This window comes from Janibacter endophyticus, from assembly GCF_016888335.1.
Taxonomy (GTDB): Bacteria; Actinomycetota; Actinomycetes; order Actinomycetales; family Dermatophilaceae; genus Marihabitans; species Marihabitans endophyticum.
Genome location: NZ_JAFEJG010000004.1, coordinates 2,341,027 through 2,360,769 on the forward strand (window position 1 = coordinate 2,341,027; position 19,743 = coordinate 2,360,769).

At 72.7% G+C, this 19,743-nt stretch carries 19 protein-coding genes and 1 pseudogene; 8 read left to right on the forward strand and 12 right to left on the reverse strand.

Annotated elements, in window-relative coordinates:
• Positions 1 to 35: 35 nt before the first annotated feature.
• The 4 genes from miaB to JNO54_RS11250 all read right to left on the reverse strand — a co-directional run bounded on the left by miaB (position 36) and on the right by JNO54_RS11250 (position 4,966).
• Positions 36 to 1,556, reverse strand: coding sequence for a tRNA (N6-isopentenyl adenosine(37)-C2)-methylthiotransferase MiaB (gene miaB / locus JNO54_RS11235; protein WP_204143977.1), 1,521 nt, complete (start codon positions 1,554 to 1,556; stop codon positions 36 to 38).
• A 70-nt stretch (positions 1,557 to 1,626) separates the two neighbouring features.
• On the reverse strand, positions 1,627 to 2,472 hold the full coding sequence (locus JNO54_RS15015; protein ID WP_204143978.1) for a transglutaminase family protein: 846 nt from the start codon (positions 2,470 to 2,472) through the stop codon (positions 1,627 to 1,629).
• Positions 2,469 to 3,392, reverse strand: coding sequence for an alpha-E domain-containing protein (locus JNO54_RS11245; protein WP_204143979.1), 924 nt, complete (start codon positions 3,390 to 3,392; stop codon positions 2,469 to 2,471). The genes JNO54_RS15015 and JNO54_RS11245 overlap by 4 nt, the downstream gene beginning before the upstream one ends.
• The gene (locus JNO54_RS11250; protein ID WP_204144687.1) at positions 3,392 to 4,966 is read right to left on the reverse strand and encodes a circularly permuted type 2 ATP-grasp protein; all 1,575 of its coding nucleotides are present in this window, start codon (positions 4,964 to 4,966) and stop codon (positions 3,392 to 3,394) included. Before JNO54_RS11250 ends, JNO54_RS11245 begins: the two co-directional genes overlap by 1 nt.
• Before the next feature lie 214 nt (positions 4,967 to 5,180).
• On the opposite strand from JNO54_RS11250, the gene JNO54_RS11255 reads away from it, so the two are divergent.
• Positions 5,181 to 5,933 (forward strand): LamB/YcsF family protein, encoded by a 753-nt coding sequence (locus JNO54_RS11255; RefSeq protein ID WP_307818182.1) that lies wholly within the window; start codon positions 5,181 to 5,183, stop codon positions 5,931 to 5,933.
• Positions 5,933 to 7,534 (forward strand): 5-oxoprolinase subunit B/C family protein, encoded by a 1,602-nt coding sequence (locus JNO54_RS11260; protein WP_204143980.1) that lies wholly within the window; start codon positions 5,933 to 5,935, stop codon positions 7,532 to 7,534. Before JNO54_RS11255 ends, JNO54_RS11260 begins: the two co-directional genes overlap by 1 nt.
• On the opposite strand, the gene JNO54_RS11265 is transcribed toward JNO54_RS11260, so the two are convergent.
• Positions 7,488 to 8,111, reverse strand: a complete 624-nt coding sequence (locus JNO54_RS11265; protein WP_307818183.1) for a regulatory protein RecX — start codon at positions 8,109 to 8,111, stop codon at positions 7,488 to 7,490. The two genes, JNO54_RS11260 and JNO54_RS11265, sit on opposite strands and share 47 nt — an antisense overlap.
• A 74-nt stretch (positions 8,112 to 8,185) precedes the next feature.
• Positions 8,186 to 9,199 (reverse strand): annotated as a pseudogene (gene recA, locus JNO54_RS11270) (recombinase RecA); the annotation flags it as partial.
• Between the two features lie 254 nt (positions 9,200 to 9,453).
• Here recA and JNO54_RS11275 point away from each other — a divergent pair.
• Positions 9,454 to 10,179 (forward strand): glutamine amidotransferase, encoded by a 726-nt coding sequence (locus tag JNO54_RS11275; protein WP_204143982.1) that lies wholly within the window; start codon positions 9,454 to 9,456, stop codon positions 10,177 to 10,179.
• Positions 10,180 to 10,197: 18 nt separating this feature from the next.
• Here JNO54_RS11275 and JNO54_RS11280 read toward each other — a convergent pair whose 3' ends face one another.
• Genes JNO54_RS11280 through JNO54_RS11300 form a run of 5 tightly spaced genes read right to left on the reverse strand, consistent with a single transcriptional unit; the run spans position 10,198 to position 14,020 of the window.
• Complete coding sequence (locus JNO54_RS11280) at positions 10,198 to 10,986, reverse strand: ABC transporter permease (RefSeq protein ID WP_204143983.1); 789 nt, start codon at positions 10,984 to 10,986, stop codon at positions 10,198 to 10,200.
• On the reverse strand, positions 10,983 to 11,783 hold the full coding sequence (locus tag JNO54_RS11285) for an ABC transporter permease (RefSeq protein WP_204143984.1): 801 nt from the start codon (positions 11,781 to 11,783) through the stop codon (positions 10,983 to 10,985). The genes JNO54_RS11280 and JNO54_RS11285 overlap by 4 nt, the downstream gene beginning before the upstream one ends.
• Entirely contained in the window at positions 11,783 to 12,736 is a 954-nt protein-coding gene (locus JNO54_RS11290) for an ABC transporter ATP-binding protein (RefSeq protein ID WP_307818184.1), read from the reverse strand. Before JNO54_RS11290 ends, JNO54_RS11285 begins: the two co-directional genes overlap by 1 nt.
• Positions 12,737 to 12,747: 11 nt before the next feature.
• Positions 12,748 to 13,488, reverse strand: a complete 741-nt coding sequence (locus tag JNO54_RS11295) for a dihydrofolate reductase family protein (protein WP_204143985.1) — start codon at positions 13,486 to 13,488, stop codon at positions 12,748 to 12,750.
• A gap of 22 nt (positions 13,489 to 13,510) precedes the next feature.
• Entirely contained in the window at positions 13,511 to 14,020 is a 510-nt protein-coding gene (locus tag JNO54_RS11300) for a flavin reductase family protein (RefSeq protein WP_204143986.1), read from the reverse strand.
• A 29-nt stretch (positions 14,021 to 14,049) separates the two neighbouring features.
• Between JNO54_RS11300 and JNO54_RS11305 the strand changes: the two genes are divergently transcribed.
• The 3 genes from JNO54_RS11305 to JNO54_RS11315 are packed head-to-tail and all read left to right on the forward strand — an operon-like array spanning position 14,050 to position 17,271.
• Positions 14,050 to 15,774, forward strand: a complete 1,725-nt coding sequence (locus tag JNO54_RS11305; RefSeq protein WP_204144691.1) for a hypothetical protein — start codon at positions 14,050 to 14,052, stop codon at positions 15,772 to 15,774.
• Between the two features lie 52 nt (positions 15,775 to 15,826).
• Entirely contained in the window at positions 15,827 to 16,735 is a 909-nt protein-coding gene (locus JNO54_RS11310) for an SDR family NAD(P)-dependent oxidoreductase (protein ID WP_204143987.1), read from the forward strand.
• Positions 16,732 to 17,271, forward strand: a complete 540-nt coding sequence (locus JNO54_RS11315) for a carboxymuconolactone decarboxylase family protein (protein WP_204143988.1) — start codon at positions 16,732 to 16,734, stop codon at positions 17,269 to 17,271. The genes JNO54_RS11310 and JNO54_RS11315 overlap by 4 nt, the downstream gene beginning before the upstream one ends.
• A 4-nt stretch (positions 17,272 to 17,275) precedes the next feature.
• On the opposite strand, the gene JNO54_RS11320 is transcribed toward JNO54_RS11315, so the two are convergent.
• On the reverse strand, positions 17,276 to 17,521 hold the full coding sequence (locus JNO54_RS11320) for a DUF3046 domain-containing protein (protein ID WP_372430720.1): 246 nt from the start codon (positions 17,519 to 17,521) through the stop codon (positions 17,276 to 17,278).
• A 110-nt stretch (positions 17,522 to 17,631) separates the two neighbouring features.
• Here JNO54_RS11320 and JNO54_RS11325 point away from each other — a divergent pair, with 110 nt between their 5' ends.
• Both JNO54_RS11325 and JNO54_RS11330 read left to right on the forward strand, forming a co-directional pair.
• Positions 17,632 to 18,666 carry a nitrilase-related carbon-nitrogen hydrolase gene (locus JNO54_RS11325; RefSeq protein ID WP_204143990.1) on the forward strand — a complete coding sequence of 345 codons (1,035 nt, stop codon included), beginning with the start codon at positions 17,632 to 17,634 and terminating at the stop codon, positions 18,664 to 18,666.
• Positions 18,663 to 19,694 carry an agmatine deiminase family protein gene (locus tag JNO54_RS11330; RefSeq protein ID WP_307818185.1) on the forward strand — a complete coding sequence of 344 codons (1,032 nt, stop codon included), beginning with the start codon at positions 18,663 to 18,665 and terminating at the stop codon, positions 19,692 to 19,694. Before JNO54_RS11325 ends, JNO54_RS11330 begins: the two co-directional genes overlap by 4 nt.
• Positions 19,695 to 19,743: the final 49 nt, after the last annotated feature.

Sequence of the window (19,743 nt, forward strand, 5' to 3'; positions counted from 1 at the left end):
GTCCCGGTGACGGGACATCCCCCCTTCGTCGTGCCTCAGAGGCCGCAGGCGGGGGCCGTGGCGGCCGGGGCAGCGGCGGGCACGCCGATCCGCGGCATGCCGAGGGAGACGGCCGGCTTGCCGGCCGGCTGGTCCTGGGCCGCCGCCCACGCGTCGCCCCCCTTCGTCCGGCGCACCGAGTACGTCCCCCCGGCGAGCGCTCCGTCGGCGATGAGGTGGTGCGGGGCGCCGTAGGTGACGTCGACCCTGACCATGTCGCCGGGGCGCGGCTCCTCGGCGCCCTCGGGCACGGCGAAGTGGACGAGCCGGTTGTCCTGCGCGCGACCCGAGAGGCGCTTGGTCTCGCCGTCCTTGCGACCCTCGCCGGTGGCGACGAGCACCTCGAGGGTGCGCCCCTCCTGGGTGCGGTTCTCCGCCCACGAGATCTCGTCCTGCAGGGCGACGAGACGCTCGAAGCGCTCCTGGACGACCTCCGTGGGCACCTGGTCGTCCATCGTCGCGGCCGGCGTGCCGGGGCGGATCGAGTACTGGAAGGTGAAGGCGCTGCTGAAGCGCGACGCGCGCACGACGCGCAGCGTCTCCTCGAAGTCGGCGGCGGTCTCCCCGGGGAAGCCGACGATGATGTCCGTCGTGACCGCGGCCTCGGGGATGCGGTCACGGACTGACTCGATGATCTTCAGGAAGCGCTCGCTGCGGTAGGAGCGGCGCATCGCGCGGAGCACCTGGTCCGAGCCCGACTGCAGCGGCATGTGCAGGCTCGGCATGACGTTCGGCGTCTCGGCCATCGCGTCGATGACGTCGTCGGTGAAGGCGGCCGGGTGCGGGCTGGTGAAGCGGACTCGCTCCAGCCCCTCGATCTCGCCGCAGGCGCGGAGCAGCTTGCCGAAGGCGAGCCGGTCGCCGAACTCGACGCCGTAGGAGTTGACGTTCTGCCCGAGCAGGGTGACCTCGAGGACGCCCTGGGCGACGAGCGCCTCGACCTCCGCGAGGATCTCACCGGGTCGGCGGTCCTTCTCCTTGCCGCGCAGCGCCGGGACGATGCAGAAGGTGCACGTGTTGTTGCAGCCGACCGAGATCGAGGTCCAGCCGCTGTACGCGGAGTCGCGGCGCGTCGGGAGGGTCGAGGGGAAGGTCTCGAGCGACTCGAGGATCTCGACCTGCGCCTCCTTGTTGTGGCGCGCGCGGTCGAGCAGCGCCGGGAGCGAGCCGATGTTGTGCGTGCCGAAGACGACGTCGACCCAGGGGGCGCGCTGGACGATGGTGTCGCGGTCCTTCTGCGCCATGCAGCCGCCGACCGCGATCTGCAGGTCGGGGTTGCGCAGCTTCTTCGGGCGCAGCTGACCGAGGTTGCCGTACAGCTTGTTGTCGGCGTTCTCCCGCACCGCGCAGGTGTTGAAGACGACGACGTCGGCCGTCTCGGGGCGCCCCTCGTCCGGCAGGGACGCGAGGTCGACGTAGCCCGCCGTCTCGAGGAGACCGGCGAGGCGCTCGGAGTCGTGGACGTTCATCTGGCACCCGTGGGTGCGCACGTCGTAGGTCTTGGGGGCAGCAGTCATGACCCCACCAGGGTACGGCGGGCGAAGGGGTGGGTCGGCGCACTCAGGCGCGCCCCTGCCGCCGCGAGGGTCAGCTGACGCGCGTGAAGGTGATCTCGACGTCGAGCTCGGAGACCTCCGGGCCGGCGTACATGCCGCGGAAGGGCGCGACGTCGTCGTAGTCGCGCCCACGGCCGACGACGACGTGGTCGAGGCCGACCGGGGTGAGGTTCGTCGGGTCGTAGGGCAGCCAGGCGCCGTCCCAGATCTCGATCCACGCGTGCGAGTCGCCCGGGCAGGACTCTCCTCGCTGGAGGTCCGTCTCTCGGGCGACGTAGCCGGAGACGTAGCGCGCCGGGATGCCGATGCACCGCAGGGCGGCGAGCGTGATGTGCGCGAAGTCCTGGCAGACCCCCTGCCCCTTCGACCACGCGTCGACGGCCGTGTCGGAGACCTCGGTGACGCCCTTGGCGTACGTCATCCGCTTGTGGACCTGCGTCGAGATCGCCTGGGCCGCCGCGCGCGGCGTCGGCTTCTCCCGGGCGGCCTGCGCGATGGCGGTGAGCTCCTCCGACGTCGTGGTGCGCGGCGTCTGGGTGATGAGCTCGCTCAGCGCGTCGATCGTCTGCTCGTTGGCCAGCGCGTCCCACCCGGTGCCCGCCGCCTCGGCGACGGTCTCGGAGCGCTCCACGGTCGAGGTCGCCTCGATCTCGAGGGTGTCGTGCGCCCCCTGGGACTCCACGGCCATGACCGAGGTGCCCCAGTGGTCGGTGTAGACGTTGCTCCAGGAGTGCGGCCGGACCCGGATGCGCGCCTCGAGCGTCGTCTGACCGGGCTCGCTGAGCGGCGTCATGCGCAGCTCGTTGTGCGAGGCGACGACGTCGCCGTCGTAGCGCATGACCGTCTTGTGCGTGATGCGGTGGCGTCGCGCGCTCACAGGATCTCCCCCGTCCACTCCTGGACCGGGCCCGACATGAAGTAGCGGGTGCCGATCGCGTCCGATGCCGCGGTGACGGCCTCCTGGACCACGCCCATCATCGCGGGCAGGTCGTCGAGGACGTCGTCGGGATCTGCGTACTCGAGCTGCGTCCGGGTCTGCCCGAGGATCCGGCGGCCCTCGTCGGAGAAGCCGACGCGGTCGGTGTCCGGGGCGAGCGCGGTGAGCCGGTCCTCCGCCTCGCGCAACGACGCGAGCACCGAGCGCGGGAAGCGCCGGTCGAGCGTGAGGAAGGCGGCCGCGGTCCGGTCGGTGATGACCCCACGCATCGTGCGCAGCATCGCCTGCTGGGCACCGCAGCTCGCGAGCACGACACCCCAGTTGGGGCCGCCCTCGATGGCACCCGTCGCGACGATGCGGGCCGTCATGTCGGCCCGCTCGAGCGAGCGTCCCAGGCTGAGGAAGTCCCATGCCTCGTCGTGGCTCATCGTCGAGTCGGCGATGCCGGCGACGAGCGCCGCGCGCTCGGTGACCCAGCTGAGGTGCTGCTGGGTCGCGGTCTGCGCGCCGAGGCCGTTCCACCGGTGCCAGGAGGTGTTGATGACCTCCCACAGCTCGGTGGAGAGGGTCTCGCGGGCCCGGCGGGCGTTCTCGCGAGCGGCGAGCCACGAGCCGGAGATCGCGCTCGGGTTGCCCGCGTCGAAGACGAGCCGGCTGGCGACGTCGTCGTAGGTGACGTCGGGGCTGACGTCCTCGAGCCCCATGATGCCGCCGAGCAGCATCCACGAGGTGTAGTTCTCGTCCTGCCCCGGGTCCTCGACGAGCGAGAGCCGCAGGACGTCGACCATGCGCGCGGTGCCGTCGGCCCGCTCGATGTAGCGGCCGATCCAGAAGAGCGAGTCCGCGATCCGGCTGAGCATCAGCCCTCCTCCCCCGTCATGTCCTCATGGTTCGGGACCGCCTGGGGTGGCGAGGTGTCCCCCGGCCCGGTCTCGGACTCGAGCAGCTCGCTCGGCGGGGCCGTCTCGTCGCCCGGCATCGGCCGGTTGGTGCCCAGGAGGATGACCTCCTCGCCACTCGTCGGGACCTTGGCGTAGCGGCCGGCGAGCACCCAGGTGTCCTTCGAGCCGCCGCCCTGGCTGGAGTTGACGACGAGCTGCCCCTCGGGCAGCGCGACGCGGGTCAGCCCACCGGGGAGCACGGTGACCCGGTCACCGTCGTTGACGGCGAAGGGGCGCAGGTCGACGTGCCGTGGCCGGAGCTGGCCGTCGATGAGGGTCGGGACGGTCGAGAGCTGGACGACGGGCTGGGCGATCCAGCCGCGGGGGTCGCGCTCGAGGTTCGCGCGGAGCTCGTCGAGCTCGGCGGCGGTGGCCTTCGGCCCGATGACCAGGCCCTTGCCGCCGGAGCCGTCGACCGGCTTGACGACCATCTCGTCGAGCCGGCTGAGCACCTCCTGGAGCGCCTCGGGCTCGTTGCAGCGGAAGGTGTCGACGCCCTGGAGGATCGGCTCCTCGTCGAGGTAGTACCGGATGAGGTCGGGCACGTAGGAGTAGACGAGCTTGTCGTCGGCCACGCCGTTGCCGATGGCGTTGGCCAGGGTGACCCGCCCCGCGCGCACGGCCGAGATGAGCCCGGTGACGCCGAGCATCGAGTCCCGCCGGAAGTGGACCGGGTCGAGGAAGTCGTCGTCGATGCGTCGGTAGATGACGTCGACCCGCTCCTCGCCCCTCGTGGTGCGCATCCGGACCTCGCCGCCGCGGACGACGAGGTCGCGTCCCTCGACGAGCTCGACGCCCATCATCCGGGCGAGCAGGGTGTGCTCGAAGTAGGCGCTGTTGTAGACGCCCGGGGTGAGCACGACGACGGTCGGGTCGGGCCGACCCTCCGGCGCAGCGGCACGCAGGGCGCTGAGGAGCAGCCGGGGGTAGTCGTGGACCGGGCGGATCCGCATCGTCGCGAAGGCCTCGGGGAAGACGTTGGCCATGGCCCGCCGGTTTGCGATGACGTAGGAGACGCCGGACGGCACCCGGACGTTGTCCTCGAGGACGCGGAAGTCGCCCTGCTCGTCGCGGATGAGGTCGATGCCCGAGACATGGGCCCGGACGCCGTTGGCGGGGCGCAGACCGGCCACGGCGCGGTGGAAGTGGCTCGAGGTCGCGATGAGCCGCCACGGGATGATGCCGTCCTCGACGGCCCGTGGCATAGCTCCTTCGCGTGAGTAGATGTCGTCGAGGAAGGACTCGAGGGCGAGCACCCGCTGGGCGACGCCGCGCTCGACGGTCTGCCAGCTCTCCGCGTCGATGACGCGCGGCACGGCGTCGAGCGGGAAGGGGCGCTCCTCCCCGGCGTGGTCGAAGGTCACACCCTGGTCGAGGAACATCCGGGCGAGCGCGTCGGCGCGCTCCTTGAGGCTCTCCGGCTCCATCGAGCGCAGGGTGTGGTGGATCGGCTTGTACGGGGCGCGGGGCTCCTCCCAGCCCGCGTCGAACATCTCGTCCCACGCCGTGCTGCCTGAACCGGCCTGGTTGCCGGCGTAGCTGCTGAAAAGTCCCTGGGTCTGGGACTGGGACTGGCCGTCGGGTCCCTGGGACTGTCGCTGTACCTGGGTCACGCGCCCACCTTAGGTGGGGGATGTTGTCGTGAGGTTGCGGGGCGGAGGGCAACTTCGGGCGAAGGGGTGCGCCTGGGTCTGCCACGATGCCCTCGTGGTGACGATCGACCTCAACGCAGACCTCGGCGAGGGTTTCGGCCGCTGGGCCCTGACCGACGACGACGGGCTGCTCGACGTCGTGACGAGCGCCAACGTCGCCTGCGGCTTCCACGCCGGGGATGCCCGGACGATGCAGCGGGTCGTCGCCCGGTGCGCGGAGCGCGGTGTCGTCATCGGCGCCCAGGTCTCTTACCACGACCTCGGCGGCTTCGGTCGTCGCTTCATCGACGTCGACCCGGCCGAGCTGACCGCGGAGATCGTCTACCAGGTCGGGGCTCTGCGGGCCTTCACCGAGGCGGTCGGCGCCCGCGTCGCCTACGTCAAGCCGCACGGGGCGCTGTACAACGCGGTGGTCCACCACGAAACCCAGGCAGCAGCCCTCGTCGAGGCCATGCGCCTGCTGGGGGGCGAGCTCGTCGCGCTCGGGCTGCCCGGCTCGGCCTGGCTGCGGCGCGCCGAGGAGGGCGGGATCCGCTCCGCTGCCGAGGGTTTCGCCGACCGGGCATACACGGCTGCGGGCACGCTGCTCCCCCGCGGCGAGGCCGGGGCGGTCCTCGCCGGCCCGCGGATCGTCGCGCAGACCCGCCAGCTGGCGACCGGCTCGGTGACCGCCACCGACGGCAGCGTCGTGGCCTCACGGGTCTCCTCCATCTGCGTGCACGGCGACTCCCCCAGTGCTGTCGACGACGCCCGCGCCGTGCGGGACGCCCTGGCCGAGGCCGGGGTGCGGGTCGCCCCCTTCGCCTGATGCGTCTGCTGCCCGCCGGCTCGGCCGCCGTCCTCGCCGAGGTCGGCTCCCTCGCCGAGAGCCGGGCGCTGCACGCCGCGCTGGCCGCCGAGGTCGAGGGCGGCGGGCTGCCCGGGGTCCTCGACCTCGTCCCGGCGGCCCGGACCGTCATCGTCACCTTCGACCCGCGGGTCACGACGACGAAGGGGGTGGCCGGCCGGGTCGCCGCTGTCGCCGGCGCCCTCGGCCGGCCCACGGGGTCGGGGCCGGCCCGGACCCACGAGCTCTCCGTGGTCTACGACGGCGCGGACCTCACGGTCGTCGCCGCGTCCCTCGGCATGTCCGTCGAGGAGGTCGTGGAGCGCCACGCCAGCACCTCGTGGGAGGTCGCCTTCGCCGGCTTCGCCCCGGGTTTCGGTTACCTCGCCGGGGACGACTCGCTCCGAGTTCCCCGGCGGTCCTCCCCACGGACCGCTGTGCCCGCCGGCTCGGTGGCGCTGGCGGACACGTGGTGCGGCATCTACCCGCGCACCACCCCCGGCGGGTGGCAGCTCGTGGGCCGCACGGACGCGCCGTTGTGGGACATCGACCGGCTGTCCCCGGCACTCCTCGCGCCCGGGGACAGGGTGCGTTTCGTCCCCGTCGACCACCTGCCGGGGGCGCTCGAGGACGGCGCCCCGGCACGTGCCCCGGAGGGTCTCGCGCCGGGCGCCCGCCGCGCCGTCGAGGTGCTCGAGGCCGGCCCGCTCGCCACCCTTCAGGACCTCGGCCGTCCGGGGTATGCCGCGGTCGGGCTCGGGCGCTCGGGGGCGGCCGATCTCACCTCGCACGCCCTGGCGCTGCGACTCACCGGGTGCGCGACCGACGCGGCCACCGTCGAGGTGACCCTGGGCGGTCTCGTGGCCCGGGCCCGCGAGGACCTCCTCGTCGCCGTCACCGGCGCCACGGCAGCGATCACTGTCGACGGCCGGGCGGTGGCCCCGTCGTCCGTCGTGCGCTGGCCGGGCGGGTCGGTCCTGCGGATCGACCGGCCGGTGCACGGCCTGCGCTCCTACCTCGCGGTCTCGGGCGGCTGGCTGCGCGACCCCGTCCTCGGGTCGCGCGCCTACGACACCCTCTCGGGGACGGGCCCGGCGCCGCTGCGCCCGGGCGACGTCCTCGCCGCCGGTGAGGCGGGCACCGACGTCCGGCTCGCCGTCGACCACGCGGCGACCGGACCGGCCGATCCCCGGCGGCTCGTCGCTGCGCCCTCCGTGCTCTTCGTGGAGCCGGGCCCGCGGGCGGACTGGTTCACCGACGCCGCCTGGCAGGCCCTGACGACCGCGGAGTGGACCGTGACCGCCGACGTCGACCGGGTCGGGGCGCGGCTGCGCGGACCGGCCCTCGGGCGGGCGGTCACCGACGAGCTGCCGAGCGAAGGCGTGGTGCGCGGCTCGGTCCAGGTGAGCAGCGACGGGCAGCCCACGCTCTTCCTGAGTGACCACCCGGTGACGGGGGGCTACCCCGTCATCGCGGTGCTCACCGCGGAGTCGTGCGACCGCGCAGCCCAGCTCGTGCCGGGCGCGCGGGTGCGGCTCAGTCCCGCTGGTGCTCCGGGAGCGCGTCGAGCGCCTCGGCGATGACCTGACGGCTGACCTCGGCGCCGTAGCCCTTGCGGGCGAGCAGCCCCGCGAGGCGCCGGACCTGGACCTGCCGGTCGAGGCCGTGCAGCGAGCGGAGCTTCTTCTCGACCAGCCCGCGCGCGATCTCGCGCTCCGTGTCGGGGTCGATGTCGTCGATCACGCCGCGGGCGATCTCGTCGTCCACCCCCTTCGAGCGGAGCTCGTGCTGGAGGGCGCGACGGGCCAGGCCCCGGCCGGACTGCTTAGACCTCACGAACATCTGTGCGTAGGCCTCGTCATCGACGAGCCCGACCTCCTCGAACCGGTCGAGCACCGCCTCGGCGACGTCATCCGGGCAGCCCTTGCGCCGCAGGGCCTGGGCGAGCTGGGAGCGCGACTTCGGCGAGCCGGTGAGCTGGCGCAGGACGACCGCCCGAGCCACGGCGTGCGGGTCGGCGTCGGCATCCTGCGGCTCGGGCGGCGGCGGCCCGTCGGACGTCGGGCGCTGCTCCGGTCGCCCGCCCTGCTCCGCACGCGCGACGGCCGCACGCAGCTCCTCGAGGGAGGCGCTGCGTGCGGCCGGGTCGTGCTCAGGCACGGTGATCAGTTGCTGTTCGCTCAGAAGTCGACCGGGACGTCGGCGATCTCGGTCGCCTCGACCGGCTGGACGCCGATGCCGAGCTTGGCCTTGATCTTCGCCTCGATCTCGTCGGCGAGGTCGGGGTTGTCCTTGAGGAAGTTGCGGGCGTTCTCCTTGCCCTGGCCGAGCTGGTCGCCCTCGTACGTGTACCAGGCACCGGCCTTGCGGACGAAGCCCTGGTCGACACCCATGTCGATGAGGCCACCCTCGCGGGAGATGCCCTGACCGTAGAGGATGTCGAACTCGGCCTGCTTGAAGGGCGGGGAGACCTTGTTCTTCACGACCTTGACCCGCGTGCGGTTGCCGACGGCGTCGGTGCCGTCCTTGAGCGTCTCGATGCGGCGGACGTCGAGGCGGACCGAGGCGTAGAACTTCAGCGCCTTGCCACCCGTGGTCGTCTCGGGCGAGCCGAACATCACGCCGATCTTCTCGCGGAGCTGGTTGATGAAGATCGCCGTCGTGCCGGAGGTGTTGAGGGCACCGGTGATCTTGCGCAGGGCCTGGCTCATGAGGCGGGCCTGGAGGCCGACGTGGCTGTCGCCCATCTCGCCCTCGATCTCGGCGCGGGGCACGAGCGCCGCGACGGAGTCGATGACGATGATGTCCAGGGCGCCGGAGCGGATGAGCATGTCGGCGATCTCGAGGGCCTGCTCACCGGTGTCGGGCTGCGAGACGAGGAGCGCGTCGGTGTCGACACCGAGCTTCTTCGCGTAGTCGGGGTCGAGGGCGTGCTCCGCGTCGATGAAGGCGGCGATGCCGCCGGCCTTCTGCGCGCTGGCGACCGCGTGGAGCGCGACGGTCGTCTTGCCGCTGGACTCCGGGCCGTAGATCTCGACGACCCGGCCGCGGGGCAGGCCGCCGATGCCGAGCGCGATGTCGAGGGAGATCGACCCGGTCGGGATGACCGCGATCGGGGGACGGACGTCGTCGCCGAGACGCATGACCGCGCCCTTGCCGTGCGACTTCTCGATCTGTCCCATGACGGCGTCGAGGGACTTGAGCTTCTGCTCCTGGAGCTTGGCGTCGATGGCGGTGACATCAGCCATGTGCGGTACCTACCTTCTGGGTTCTCGTGTCGGGCGCGTCCACCGGCGAACCGGCGCACCATCGGTCTCGTCGTGCGGTCGGATCAGACGCTAGAGAGCACCACCGACAACGATCCGCGGCCGCCGTGAGGCTGTGGATACCGATGTCGCCGGAGCGATCACTGGGGACGACAGTAGCCGAACAGGTGTTCGAGGCGAGGTGCGACACGCGGACCGCGTGTCGCACCGTCGGGGTCCCGACCTAGCCTGGTCGGGTGAGGCCCTTCCTGCTGCTCGCCACCCGCGCCGACGACCCCGCCGCGGACGACGAGTACGCCGGCTTCCTGCGCTACTCCGGGCTCGTCGAGCACCAGCTCGTCCGGCACCGCCTCGAGGCCGCGCCGCTGGGCGACCTCGACCTCGACGCGTGGAGCGGGATCATCGTCGGTGGCTCCCCCTTCAACGTCTCCGACGAGGCGAAGGGCGAGGTGCAGCGGCGCGTCGAGGCCGACCTGGCACGGATCGCCCGGCGCGTCGTCGAGGAGGACTTCCCCTTCCTCGGCGCGTGCTTCGGCGTCGGTGTCCTCGGCTCGACCCACGGCGGGGTCGTCGACCGGACCTTCTCCGAGCCCCCGACCTCGATCGAGATCACCCAGACCGAGGCCGGTCAGAACGACCCGCTCCTGGCGGGGATCCCCTCGCCCTTCCACGCGATCGTCGGCCACAAGGAGGCCTGCCGGGTCCTCCCGGACGGTGCGACCCTGCTCGCCGCCGGCGCCGCCTGCCCGGTCCAGATGTTCCGCATGGGCAAGAACGTCTACGCGACGCAGTTCCACCCCGAGCTCGACGCCGACAGCCTCGAGACCCGGCTCGAGATCTACGCCGGGCAGGGCTACTGCGAGCCGGAGGAGGCGATCCACCTCGTCGCCCAGGCCCGCGCCGCCGACGTCTCGTCGGTCAGCCTCGTCCTGCGCAACTTCGTCGGCCGCTACGCCCGCTGACTCACGACCTCGCAGGTCTCAGGAGCGCAGCATCGCCTCGAGTCGTCGTGAGGTGCCCCAGATGCCGAGCGCCCCGAGGGCGACGAGGTACCCGACGTGGCCGAGCGTCCCCCAGCCCACCTCGCCGAGCATGAGCGCGCGCTCCAGCGCGACGCCGTGGTACAGCGGGCTGACCTGGACGATCGGCTGCGCCCACCCGGGGTAGACCGAGAGCGGGAAGAACGTCGCCGAGAGCACGAACATCGGCTGGACGAAGAAGAAGATCCAGTCGAAGTCGACCCAGCTGCGCATGAAGGTCGTCGCGAACATCCCGACGCCGGAGAAGGCGAGCCCGATGAAGACCGCCGCCGGCACGCAGAGCCAGGCCCACGGGTTCGTCAGGTCGACGACCCCCACGACGGCCGCGACGACGAAGAAGGCGAGCGCGTACAGGCCGCCCCGGATGAGCGACCAGACGACCTCGCCGACCGCGATGTCGCGCGGCCCGACCGGAGTCGCGAGCATCGCGTCGTAGAGCCGGGCGTACCTCAGCTTGAAGAAGACGTTGAAGGTGCTGTCCATGATCGCGCCGTTCATCGCCGAGCTGGCGAGCAGCGCCGGCGCGACGAAGACCGCGTACTCCACCTGGCGCCCGGAGTCCGTCGTCACCAGCGGCACGAGCGCCCCGACCCCGATCCCGAGCGAGAAGAGGTAGAAGACCGGCTCGAGGAAGCCGCTGAGGAAGATCGCCCACTGCCGGCGGAAGGCGATGACGTTGCGTGCGACGACCGTCCGCCAGAGCATCAGGCCAGGGGTCAGCGAGGTCATACGACCAACCTCCGGGTGAACCCCCTTCGGGCGAAGAGGAACCCGCCGACGACGAAGGCGAGGAGCACGACAAGGTGGACCGCCGACATCGGGTCGGCCGTCCCGGCCGCCGCGTCCCGCGAGAGCTCGACGCCGTGCCACAGCGGGGTGACCCAGGCGAGCGCCTCGAGCGGGAGCGGCAGCGAGGAGACCGGGAAGAAGACCCCGGAGAAGAGCATGAGCGGGGTGATGACGATCCGGAAGACGAGGTTGAAGACCCCGTCACCGGACGCCCGCGCCGCGATCCCGAAGAGCGTCGTCGCGAAGGCGAGCCCGGTGAGCACGCCGACCGGGACGCACAGCGCCGCCCACGGCGAGGTGAACGCCTCGAAGGTGCTCGCGACGAGCACGAAGGCGCCGGCCCCGATCGCGCCCTGCAGCGCGATGACGCTGAGGTGCCCGAGGAGAAGGTCTCCGACGGTGAGGGGGGTGGCGAGCATCGAGTGGTACATCCGGTTCCACGTGAAGAGCCCGTACACCGGCCAGAGGGACTCGTTCGTCGCGTCGAGCATTCCCTGCACGGCCACCATCGCCGGCGCCACGAAGAGCAGGTACGGCACGCCGTCGACCCCACCGGAGCTCTCGTCGACGAGCGAGCCGAGCGCCACGCCGAAGGCCAGGACGAAGAGCAGCGGGCTGAGCAGCCGGCTCATCACCGACCCGAGCCAGGTCCGCCGCCAGACGCGCAGGAAGTACCCGGCCACCCCGCCCACCCGCTGCATCCGGGTCATCGCCGGGCGGACCCCTTCGGCGGGCATCAGTCGACCAGCGTCCGGCCGGTGAGGTGGAGGAAGACGTCCTCGAGGGTGGATCGGCGCACGAGCGCCGAGAGCGGCTGCAGCCCACGGTCGGTTGCGATCTCCAGCGCCGCGTCCCCGTGGTCGGCGTAGACGAGCACCCGGTCGGGCAGGGCCTCCACCCGCTCGCCGACGCCCTCGAGCGAGGACAGGACCGCCGCGTCGGTGTGGTCGGCGTCCCCGTCCAGCGGCAGTCGCAGCTCGAGCACCTCGCGCGTGGAGTAGCGCTCGATGAGCGAGCGCGGTGACCCCTCGGCGGCGATCTGCCCCTGGTCCATGACGACGAGCCGGTCGCACAGCTGCTCCGCCTCGTCCATGTAGTGCGTCGTGATGATCAGCGTGACGCCCCGCCGCTTCAGCCGGAAGAGCCGGTCCCACAGCACGTGCCGGGCCTGCGGGTCCAGACCCGTCGTCGGCTCGTCGAGGAGCAGCAGCTCGGGGCTGTTGACCAGCGAGCGCGCGATGGAGAGGCGCCGCTTCATCCCGCCGGACAGCGGCTCGACCCGGTCCTTGCGCCGCTCCGCGAGCTGGGCGAAGTCGAGCAGCTCGTCCGTGCGCCCGCGGATCACGCTGCGCGGCAGGCCGAAGAAGCGGCCGTAGACGTGGAGGTTCTCCTCGACGGTCAGCTCCTCGTCGAGATTGTCCTGCTGCGGGCAGCTGCCGAGCCGCCCCCGGATCGCCGGTCCGTCGGTGTCGGGGTCGAGACCGAAGATGCTCAGCTCGCCACCGGTGCGCGGCGAGGTCGCCGCGACCATCCGCATGGTCGAGGACTTGCCGGCACCGTTGGGCCCGAGGAAGCCGAAGGACTCCCCCTTCGCCACGTCGACGTCGATGCCCCTGACCGCGACGAAGTCCCCGAAGGTCTTCGTCAGCCCGCGTGCTCGGAGGATCTCGGGATCGGCGGCCGTGGTCACGAGGGGTGACGCTATCCCGCGCGGCGGTACCGGAGGAACAGGAAGTCCTCGGCCTCGTACGCCGCGGTCAGGCGCACCCCCTCGACCTCCGGCAGGGTCGCGCCCGCCGTGATCCGGCTCGTCTCGCCGCCGCCGGCGACCCGCGGCGAGAGCGCGAGGCACAGCTCGTCGACGAGGCCGGCTGCGTAGAGCGTCCCGAGGATCTGCGGTCCCCCTTCGCTGAGCACCCGGGTCAGCCCGAGCCCGGCGAGGTGGCCGACGACGACCCCCATGTCGACGTCGGTCTCGCCGGCGACGAGGACGTCGGCCACCTCCTCCGCGGCCGCCACCCGGTCCGCGTGGGCCAGCCCCGTCGTCACGACGATCGGTCGCTCCGGCGCCTCGGTGAAGGCGCTCGACGTGAGGTCGAGATCGACCCTGCGACTCACGACGGCCAGCCGCGGGTGCGCGAGCGGCCGGTCGCCCCGGTGCTCGCGATCCTTGGCGCGGGTACGCACGGGCCCGTAGCCCTCGGCGCGCACCGTCGCGGCACCGACGAGGAGGACGTCGGAGAGCGAGCGCAGGAGGAGCAGCAGGTCGAAGTCCACCGGTCCGGTGAGATCACCGACGCGTCCCTCGAGGACGGCCGCGCCGTCGACGCTCGAGACCATGTTGGCCCGGACGAAGGGGGTGCCGCCGCCGGGGTATGCGTACTCGACCCCGGCCTCGACGGAGGGTGAAGGGGCGGGCAGCAGGCGGCGCAGGATGGGCATGGCTCTCCTTGTCGTGCGACGCTCAGGCGTCATGGCCGGGGTCGAGGTCCTGGACGTCCGCGAAGGCGAGGGTCTCCCCCTTCGCCTCCCCGACGGTGACCGGGGCGAGGAGGTGACCCGTGTGGTCGCCGAGGTCGTGGCGGGCGAGGATCTCGCCCACGAACCGGCGGGGGCAGTCGTCGAGGAGCGGGACGCCGCCGGGACCGGGCGTCCACGCGACGCGCGAGAGCTTGTCGACCTCGTCGCCGGTCTCGCTGCCGAAGAGCTCGGCGAGGTCGTGGCGGTCGGCCGGCACGAGGTGCACCGCGAGATGCGTCGCGGCGAGCGCGACGCCGTGGGTGTGGTTAGCCTGGGAGAGGCACACGAGCAGGCGGGGCGGGTCGATGCTGCTCTGGGTGGCGAAGCCGACGAGGCAGCCCGAGGTCTCGCCCTCCGCCGCGGTCGTCACGACGTAGACGGGGTAGTCGAGTCCCTCGACGAAGGGGGTGAATGCCTCCTCGTCGAGGTGGTCGGCTGCATCGTGCCTGGTCACAGGTGGCAGGATCGCACGGCGTGGGGAAGATGTGGGAGGGCCAGCGCGAGCTCCGGTGGTCGATGGAGCGGATCGCCGACGACGCCCTCGACCGGGCCGGGGTCGGGCTCGACCCCCGCGGCTTCCTCGTCGGGCTGCCCGAGCGCGACCCGGGCCTCCCGGTCCTCGTCGAGCCGCCCCGGGCGTCCTTCGCCGTCGAGGACCTCGGAGACCTCCTCGACGAGGCCGACCGGCTCTACGAGCGCCAGCTGAAGAAGCAGGACCTGCCCGAGGACGCCTCGGAGGAGCAGCGGGCCTTCCACCACGCCGCGCTGCTCGAGGGCTGCCGTCGTCAGGTGGTCGCCGACGCCCTCCACCACGCCGCGAAGTTCGACGACCGCGCCGTCGTCGTCGGCCTGAGCTGCGTCGTCGGCGACTACCGGGTCTTCCCCGTCCTCGCCGTCACCGAGGACTCCTGGGAGGAGCTCCCGAGCCTGACCTCGAGCAACGTCGACGGTCACCCCGTCGACACCTCCTTCCAGGAGGCCGTCGTCCACGACGTGCTGCGGGCCGCCTCCCGCGAGCTCGACCGCACCGAGCCGACGACCCTCATGGGCGTCGACGCGGGCGCCATCCTCCGCTCGGCCGCGGACACCTTCGTCAACGGTGCCGTCTCCCGGACGGGGCAGGACTTCGCCCACGGCTGCCGGGACGCCTTCGACGCGGTCTCGGCCCAGACCTACGAGGGGCGGGCGGGGCTCGGCTGCATCGTCCTGGCCCGCCGCGGCCACCCGGCCGTCCAGGAGGAGATCTCCTTCGACCACCCAGTTCCGATCACCGTCCCCCGGTCCTTCCGCAAGGTCCTCGAGATGGCCGGCCGTGGCCTGGCGCTGCTCTGCGACGGCCGCGAGGTCTACGGGCTCGGGCAGGTCGACGACGATGCCTACCGTCGCGCCGACGAGGACGTCTTCGTCGCCCGGATCGTCGGCAACGGCTCGTGGGAGCTCTGGCACGCCGGCATCCCCTTCCTCCGGGTCGACAACGGGCAGCCCGGGATGCCGCGCGACCTCATGGACCCGGACACCTTCATCGACACCCTCAAGCGGGTCTTCCCGAGGGCCTCCGCCGATGACGCGCAGGCGATCTGGGGCATGGCCGAGGCGTGCACCCGCCAGATGCACGGGACGATGCTCGTCGTCCACCCGGACGCCGAGGCCGAGGGGCAGCGGCTGCTCCCCCAGGCGCACACGATCAGCCCGACCCGCCTGGGGCCGCGTGCCTTCACGACCCTGACGAACATCGACGGCGCCGTCCTCGTCTCCCCCGACGGGCTGACCCACGCGGTCGGGGTCATCCTCGACGGCGAGGCCACCGGCACCGGCGACTCCTCGCGCGGCGCCCGCTACAACTCCGCGATCCGCTACCTCGCCGGCAACGGCAAGGGCTCGATGGTCATCATCGTCAGCGAGGACGGCAAGATCGACCTCCTGCCCAAGCTCATGCGCCGGGTCCGCCGCACGACGGTCCAGCGCGCCGTCGACCGGCTCGTCGCCTCGGCGGAGGACGGCGACTCCTACGAGAAGTTCGCCCGCCTCGACCGCACCTGCGAGCTGCTCGAGTTCTACCTCAACCAGGAGCAGTGCAACCTCGTCAACGACGCCCGGGAGGCCGTGGAGCAGCGCCGCTGGGAGGAGGAGCGGGTGCGCCTGCAGGTCGTGCCCGTCCAGCCCCACCCGGCCATGGACGACAGCTACTTCATCGAGCCGGTCGCCTGACCCGCCCCGACGACGGGGTGCGGCGGCACCCCTTCGTCGTTACCGTCGGGTAATGGCACACGCGACGAAGCACCCGGCCCCGTACGCCCCCAACCCCCGGCACACCCCCGCGCTGCGGGACCGCCGGGTGCTCATCACCGGGGCGGCTCGTGGCATCGGCGCCGGCCTGGCCGACCTGCTCACCGCGCACGGGGCGCGGGTCGCCGTCGCCGGCCTGGAGCCGGACCTGCTCCGCGAGGTCGCGAGCCGCAACGACGCCCCGTGGCGCGAGTGCGACGTCTCCGACCCCGATGCCGTCGACCGTGCGGTCGCCGAGCTCGTCGAGGAGCTCGGCGGGCTCGACGTCGTCGTCGCCAACGCCGGCATCGCCAAGCAGCTCCCGATCATCGGCGGCCAGCCCGGCGTCATGGAGGCCCACCTCGCCGTGAACACCCTCGGCGTCTTCTACACCCTGCGCGCCGCGGGACCGCACATCAGCCACCCCCGCGGGTACGCCCTCGCGACCGCCTCGCTCGCCGCCGCCGTCCAGCTGCCGCTGCTCGGTGCCTACTCGGCGAGCAAGGCCGCGGTCGAGGCGATCGGCAACACCTTCCGCCAGGAGGTCAGGCCGTCAGGCGCCAAGGTCGGCGTCGCGTACTACTCCGAGCTCGACACCGACATGACGAGCCGCGGCTTCGCCACCGAGGCCGGCACGCGCCTCACCGGGGGCGGCACGGTGAGCGGGGTCGCGCCGGTGTCCTGCGCGATGAAGGCGCTCGAGCGTGGCATCGCCCGCCGCAGCCGCCGGATCGCCGCGCCCTTCTGGGTGCCGCCGATCGTCCCCGCCCGCGCGATCGCCCAGCGGGTCATCGAGCTCAAGCCGCTGCCGCATCTCGTCGAGTCCCTCGAGATCGCCCGTCGCGAGGTCGTCGAGTACACGACGCGCCAGCCCGACGACGCCCGCCACCTGGAGCAGCCGTGACCGCCCGCATCGGTCCTGGCAGTGTCCGCGAGCTCGGGCCGCTGCGGTGGGGGTTCGCCCGCGCGGCCGGCCGGGTCACCGGGACCGAGCCGCCGGCGATCTTCACGACCCTCGGCCGGACGAAGGGGCTCTTCACCGGCTGGCTGCACTTCGCCGCTCGGCTCATGCCCTTCGGGTCGCTCGCCCGTCGCGAGTCCGAGATCGTCATCCTCACCGTCGCCCACGCCCGCCGGTGCACCTACGAGGAGGAGCACCACCGCCTCCTCGGCGGCCGAGCCGGGCTGACGACCGACGAGATCGAGGCGCTCCTCGGCGGCCCCGGGGTGAGCAGCTTCAGCCCGCGCGAGCTCGCGCTCCAGGAGGCCGCCCGCGCCCTCGTCGCGACGAAGGACCTCGACGACGTGCAGTGGGCGGCCCTGCGGGCGGTGACGAGCGAGCGGGAGGCGATCGAGCTGCTGCTGCTCGTCGGGCACTACGACATGCTCGCGACGACGCTCATGACGCTGCGGGTCGAGCCGGACCGCACGCGGCGGTAGCGCCTCAGTCCGGGATCGAGTCGAGGACGTGGCGGGGGACGTCCATCTGGACGTCCCGGCCGAGGCGCCGGTCGGAGGGCACGTCCATGGCGTCGCACACCGCGTCCCACACGTCGCGGGGTCGCTGCCCGGCGACGAGCGCCTCCTGCGCGGTCCGGTCACCGAGAGCGCCGAGCACCTGGTGCCGGGCGAGGGTGTGGGCGTACCCCGCACCGAACTCGCCCTCCATGAGGGCCCAGAACTGACTCATCCGCATCCGGCGCAGTCTACGGACGTGCGGACGTGCGGACGTGCGGACGTGCGGACGTGCGGACGTGCGGACGTGGCCGTGCTGTCGGCGTCCCTGGCTAGAGTGCGCGTGTGCGCCTCATCACAGCCGACGGCACCCCGCCCAGCCTCGCCCGCGTCCCCGCCCCCGACGGGCCTCCCGCGGCCGCGCCGCTGCGTGTCGCGCTCGTCCAGCACCGGTGGCGTGAGGACGCCGACGAGCTGGCTCGCGTGCTCGACGAGGCGGTCGGCCAGGCCGCGCAGGCCGGGGCCGAGATCGTCTTCCTCCCCGAGATCACCGTGCTGCGCTACCCCGCCGACGTGCTGCCCACCGAGCCTCCCGGGCCGGGCGCAGAGTCGCTCGAGGACGGCCCGACCGTCTCCCTCGCGCGCGCCGCCGCGACCCGGCACGGGGTCTTCGTCCACGCCTCGCTCTACGAGCGCGCCGAGCGCCCCGACGGGGCCGACCCCAGCACCCCGCCCGACGGCCTCGGCTACAACACCGCCGTCGTCGTCAGCCCCGACGGCGAGGTCGTCGCCCGCACCCGCAAGACCCACATCCCTGTCACCGCGGGCTACCACGAGGACCGCTACTTCCGCGCCGGCCCCGCCGAGGACGCCTACCCGGTCCACGACGTCGCGACCTCGGTCCCCCTTCGTCTGGGGCTGCCGACGTGCTGGGACGAGTGGTTCCCCGAGGTCGCCCGCGCGTACTCCATCGGGGGCGCGCAGGTGCTCTGCTACCCCACCGCCATCGGCTCCGAGCCCGACCACCCGGACTTCGACACCCAGCCGCTGTGGCAGCAGGTGATCGTCGGCAACGGCATCGCCAACGGGCTCTTCATGGTCGTGCCCAACCGCACCGGCGACGAGGGCGTCAACGACTTCTACGGCAGCAGCTTCATCTCCGACCCGTACGGCCGGGTGCTCGTCCAGGCCCCGCGCGACGAGGAGGCGGTGCTCGTCGCCGACCTCGATCTCGCCCAGCGCGAGGACTGGCTGGCGCTCTTCCCCTTCCTCTCGACGCGCCGACCGGACAGCTACGGCATCCTCACCGAGCCGGTCCGGCCCGAGCACGTCCGGGTCGACCCGCACGCCGTGACCCACGGCACCGAGGTCGAGAGGTGACCAGCTGGCGGATGCCCGCCGAGTGGGAGCCGCACGAGCGCACATGGATGGCCTGGCCCAGCGCCGGCTACACGCTCGGCGAGACCGAGGCCGAGGCCGACGAGGCACGGTCCACCTGGGCCGCCGTCGCCCGTGCCGTCGCCCGCTTCGAGCCCGTGACGATGGTCGTCACGAGCGCCGACGTGAGCATCGCCCGGCACCACCTCGGGACGGACTCGCCCTTCGACATCGACGTCGTCGTGGCGGCGCTCGACGACGCCTGGATGCGCGACATCGGACCGAGCTTCGTCACCGCCGACGGCCGGCTCGGCGGAGTCGACTGGGTCTTCAACGGCTGGGGCGCCCAGGAGTGGGCCAGCTGGGAGGCCGACGCAGCCGTCGCCGAGCTCGTGAGCGACGTCGCCGGTGCCGTCCACCTCCCGTCGTCGCTCGTCAACGAGGGCGGCGGCATCCACGTCGACGGGCAGGGCACCGTCCTGCTCACCGAGACCGTGCAGCTCGACCCGGGTCGCAACCCCCGGCTGACCAAGGCCGCCGTCGAGGCCGAGCTGGCCCGGACCATCGGGGCGACGCACGCCATCTGGCTGCCCCGTGGCCTGACACGCGACTACGACGACTTCGGCACCCGCGGCCACGTCGACATCGTCGCCTGCTTCAGCGAGCCGGGCGTCGTCCTCCTCCACTGGCAGGACGACCCGGCGCACCCCGATCACGAGGTGAGCCAGGAGGCCGAGGCCGTCCTCCGGTCCGCCACGGACGCGAAGGGGGATCCGCTGCACGTCGTGCGCGTGCCCGCGCCGGCGACCCTCACCGACGACGAGGGACCGGTGGACTGGAGCTACATCAACCACCTCGTGTGCAACGGCGGGGTCGTGGCCTGCACCTTCGACGACCCACGCGACGAGGAGGCGCTCGCCGTGCTGCGCAGCGCCTACCCCGGGCGCGCGATCGTCGGGGTCGACGCGCGCCCGCTCTACACGCGCGGCGGCGGGATCCACTGCATCACCCAGCAGCAGCCCGCGGTCTGAGCAGGAGCCTTGGCTCGTGCGGGTCGTCGTGGCCTGTCGGGGCCTGCCG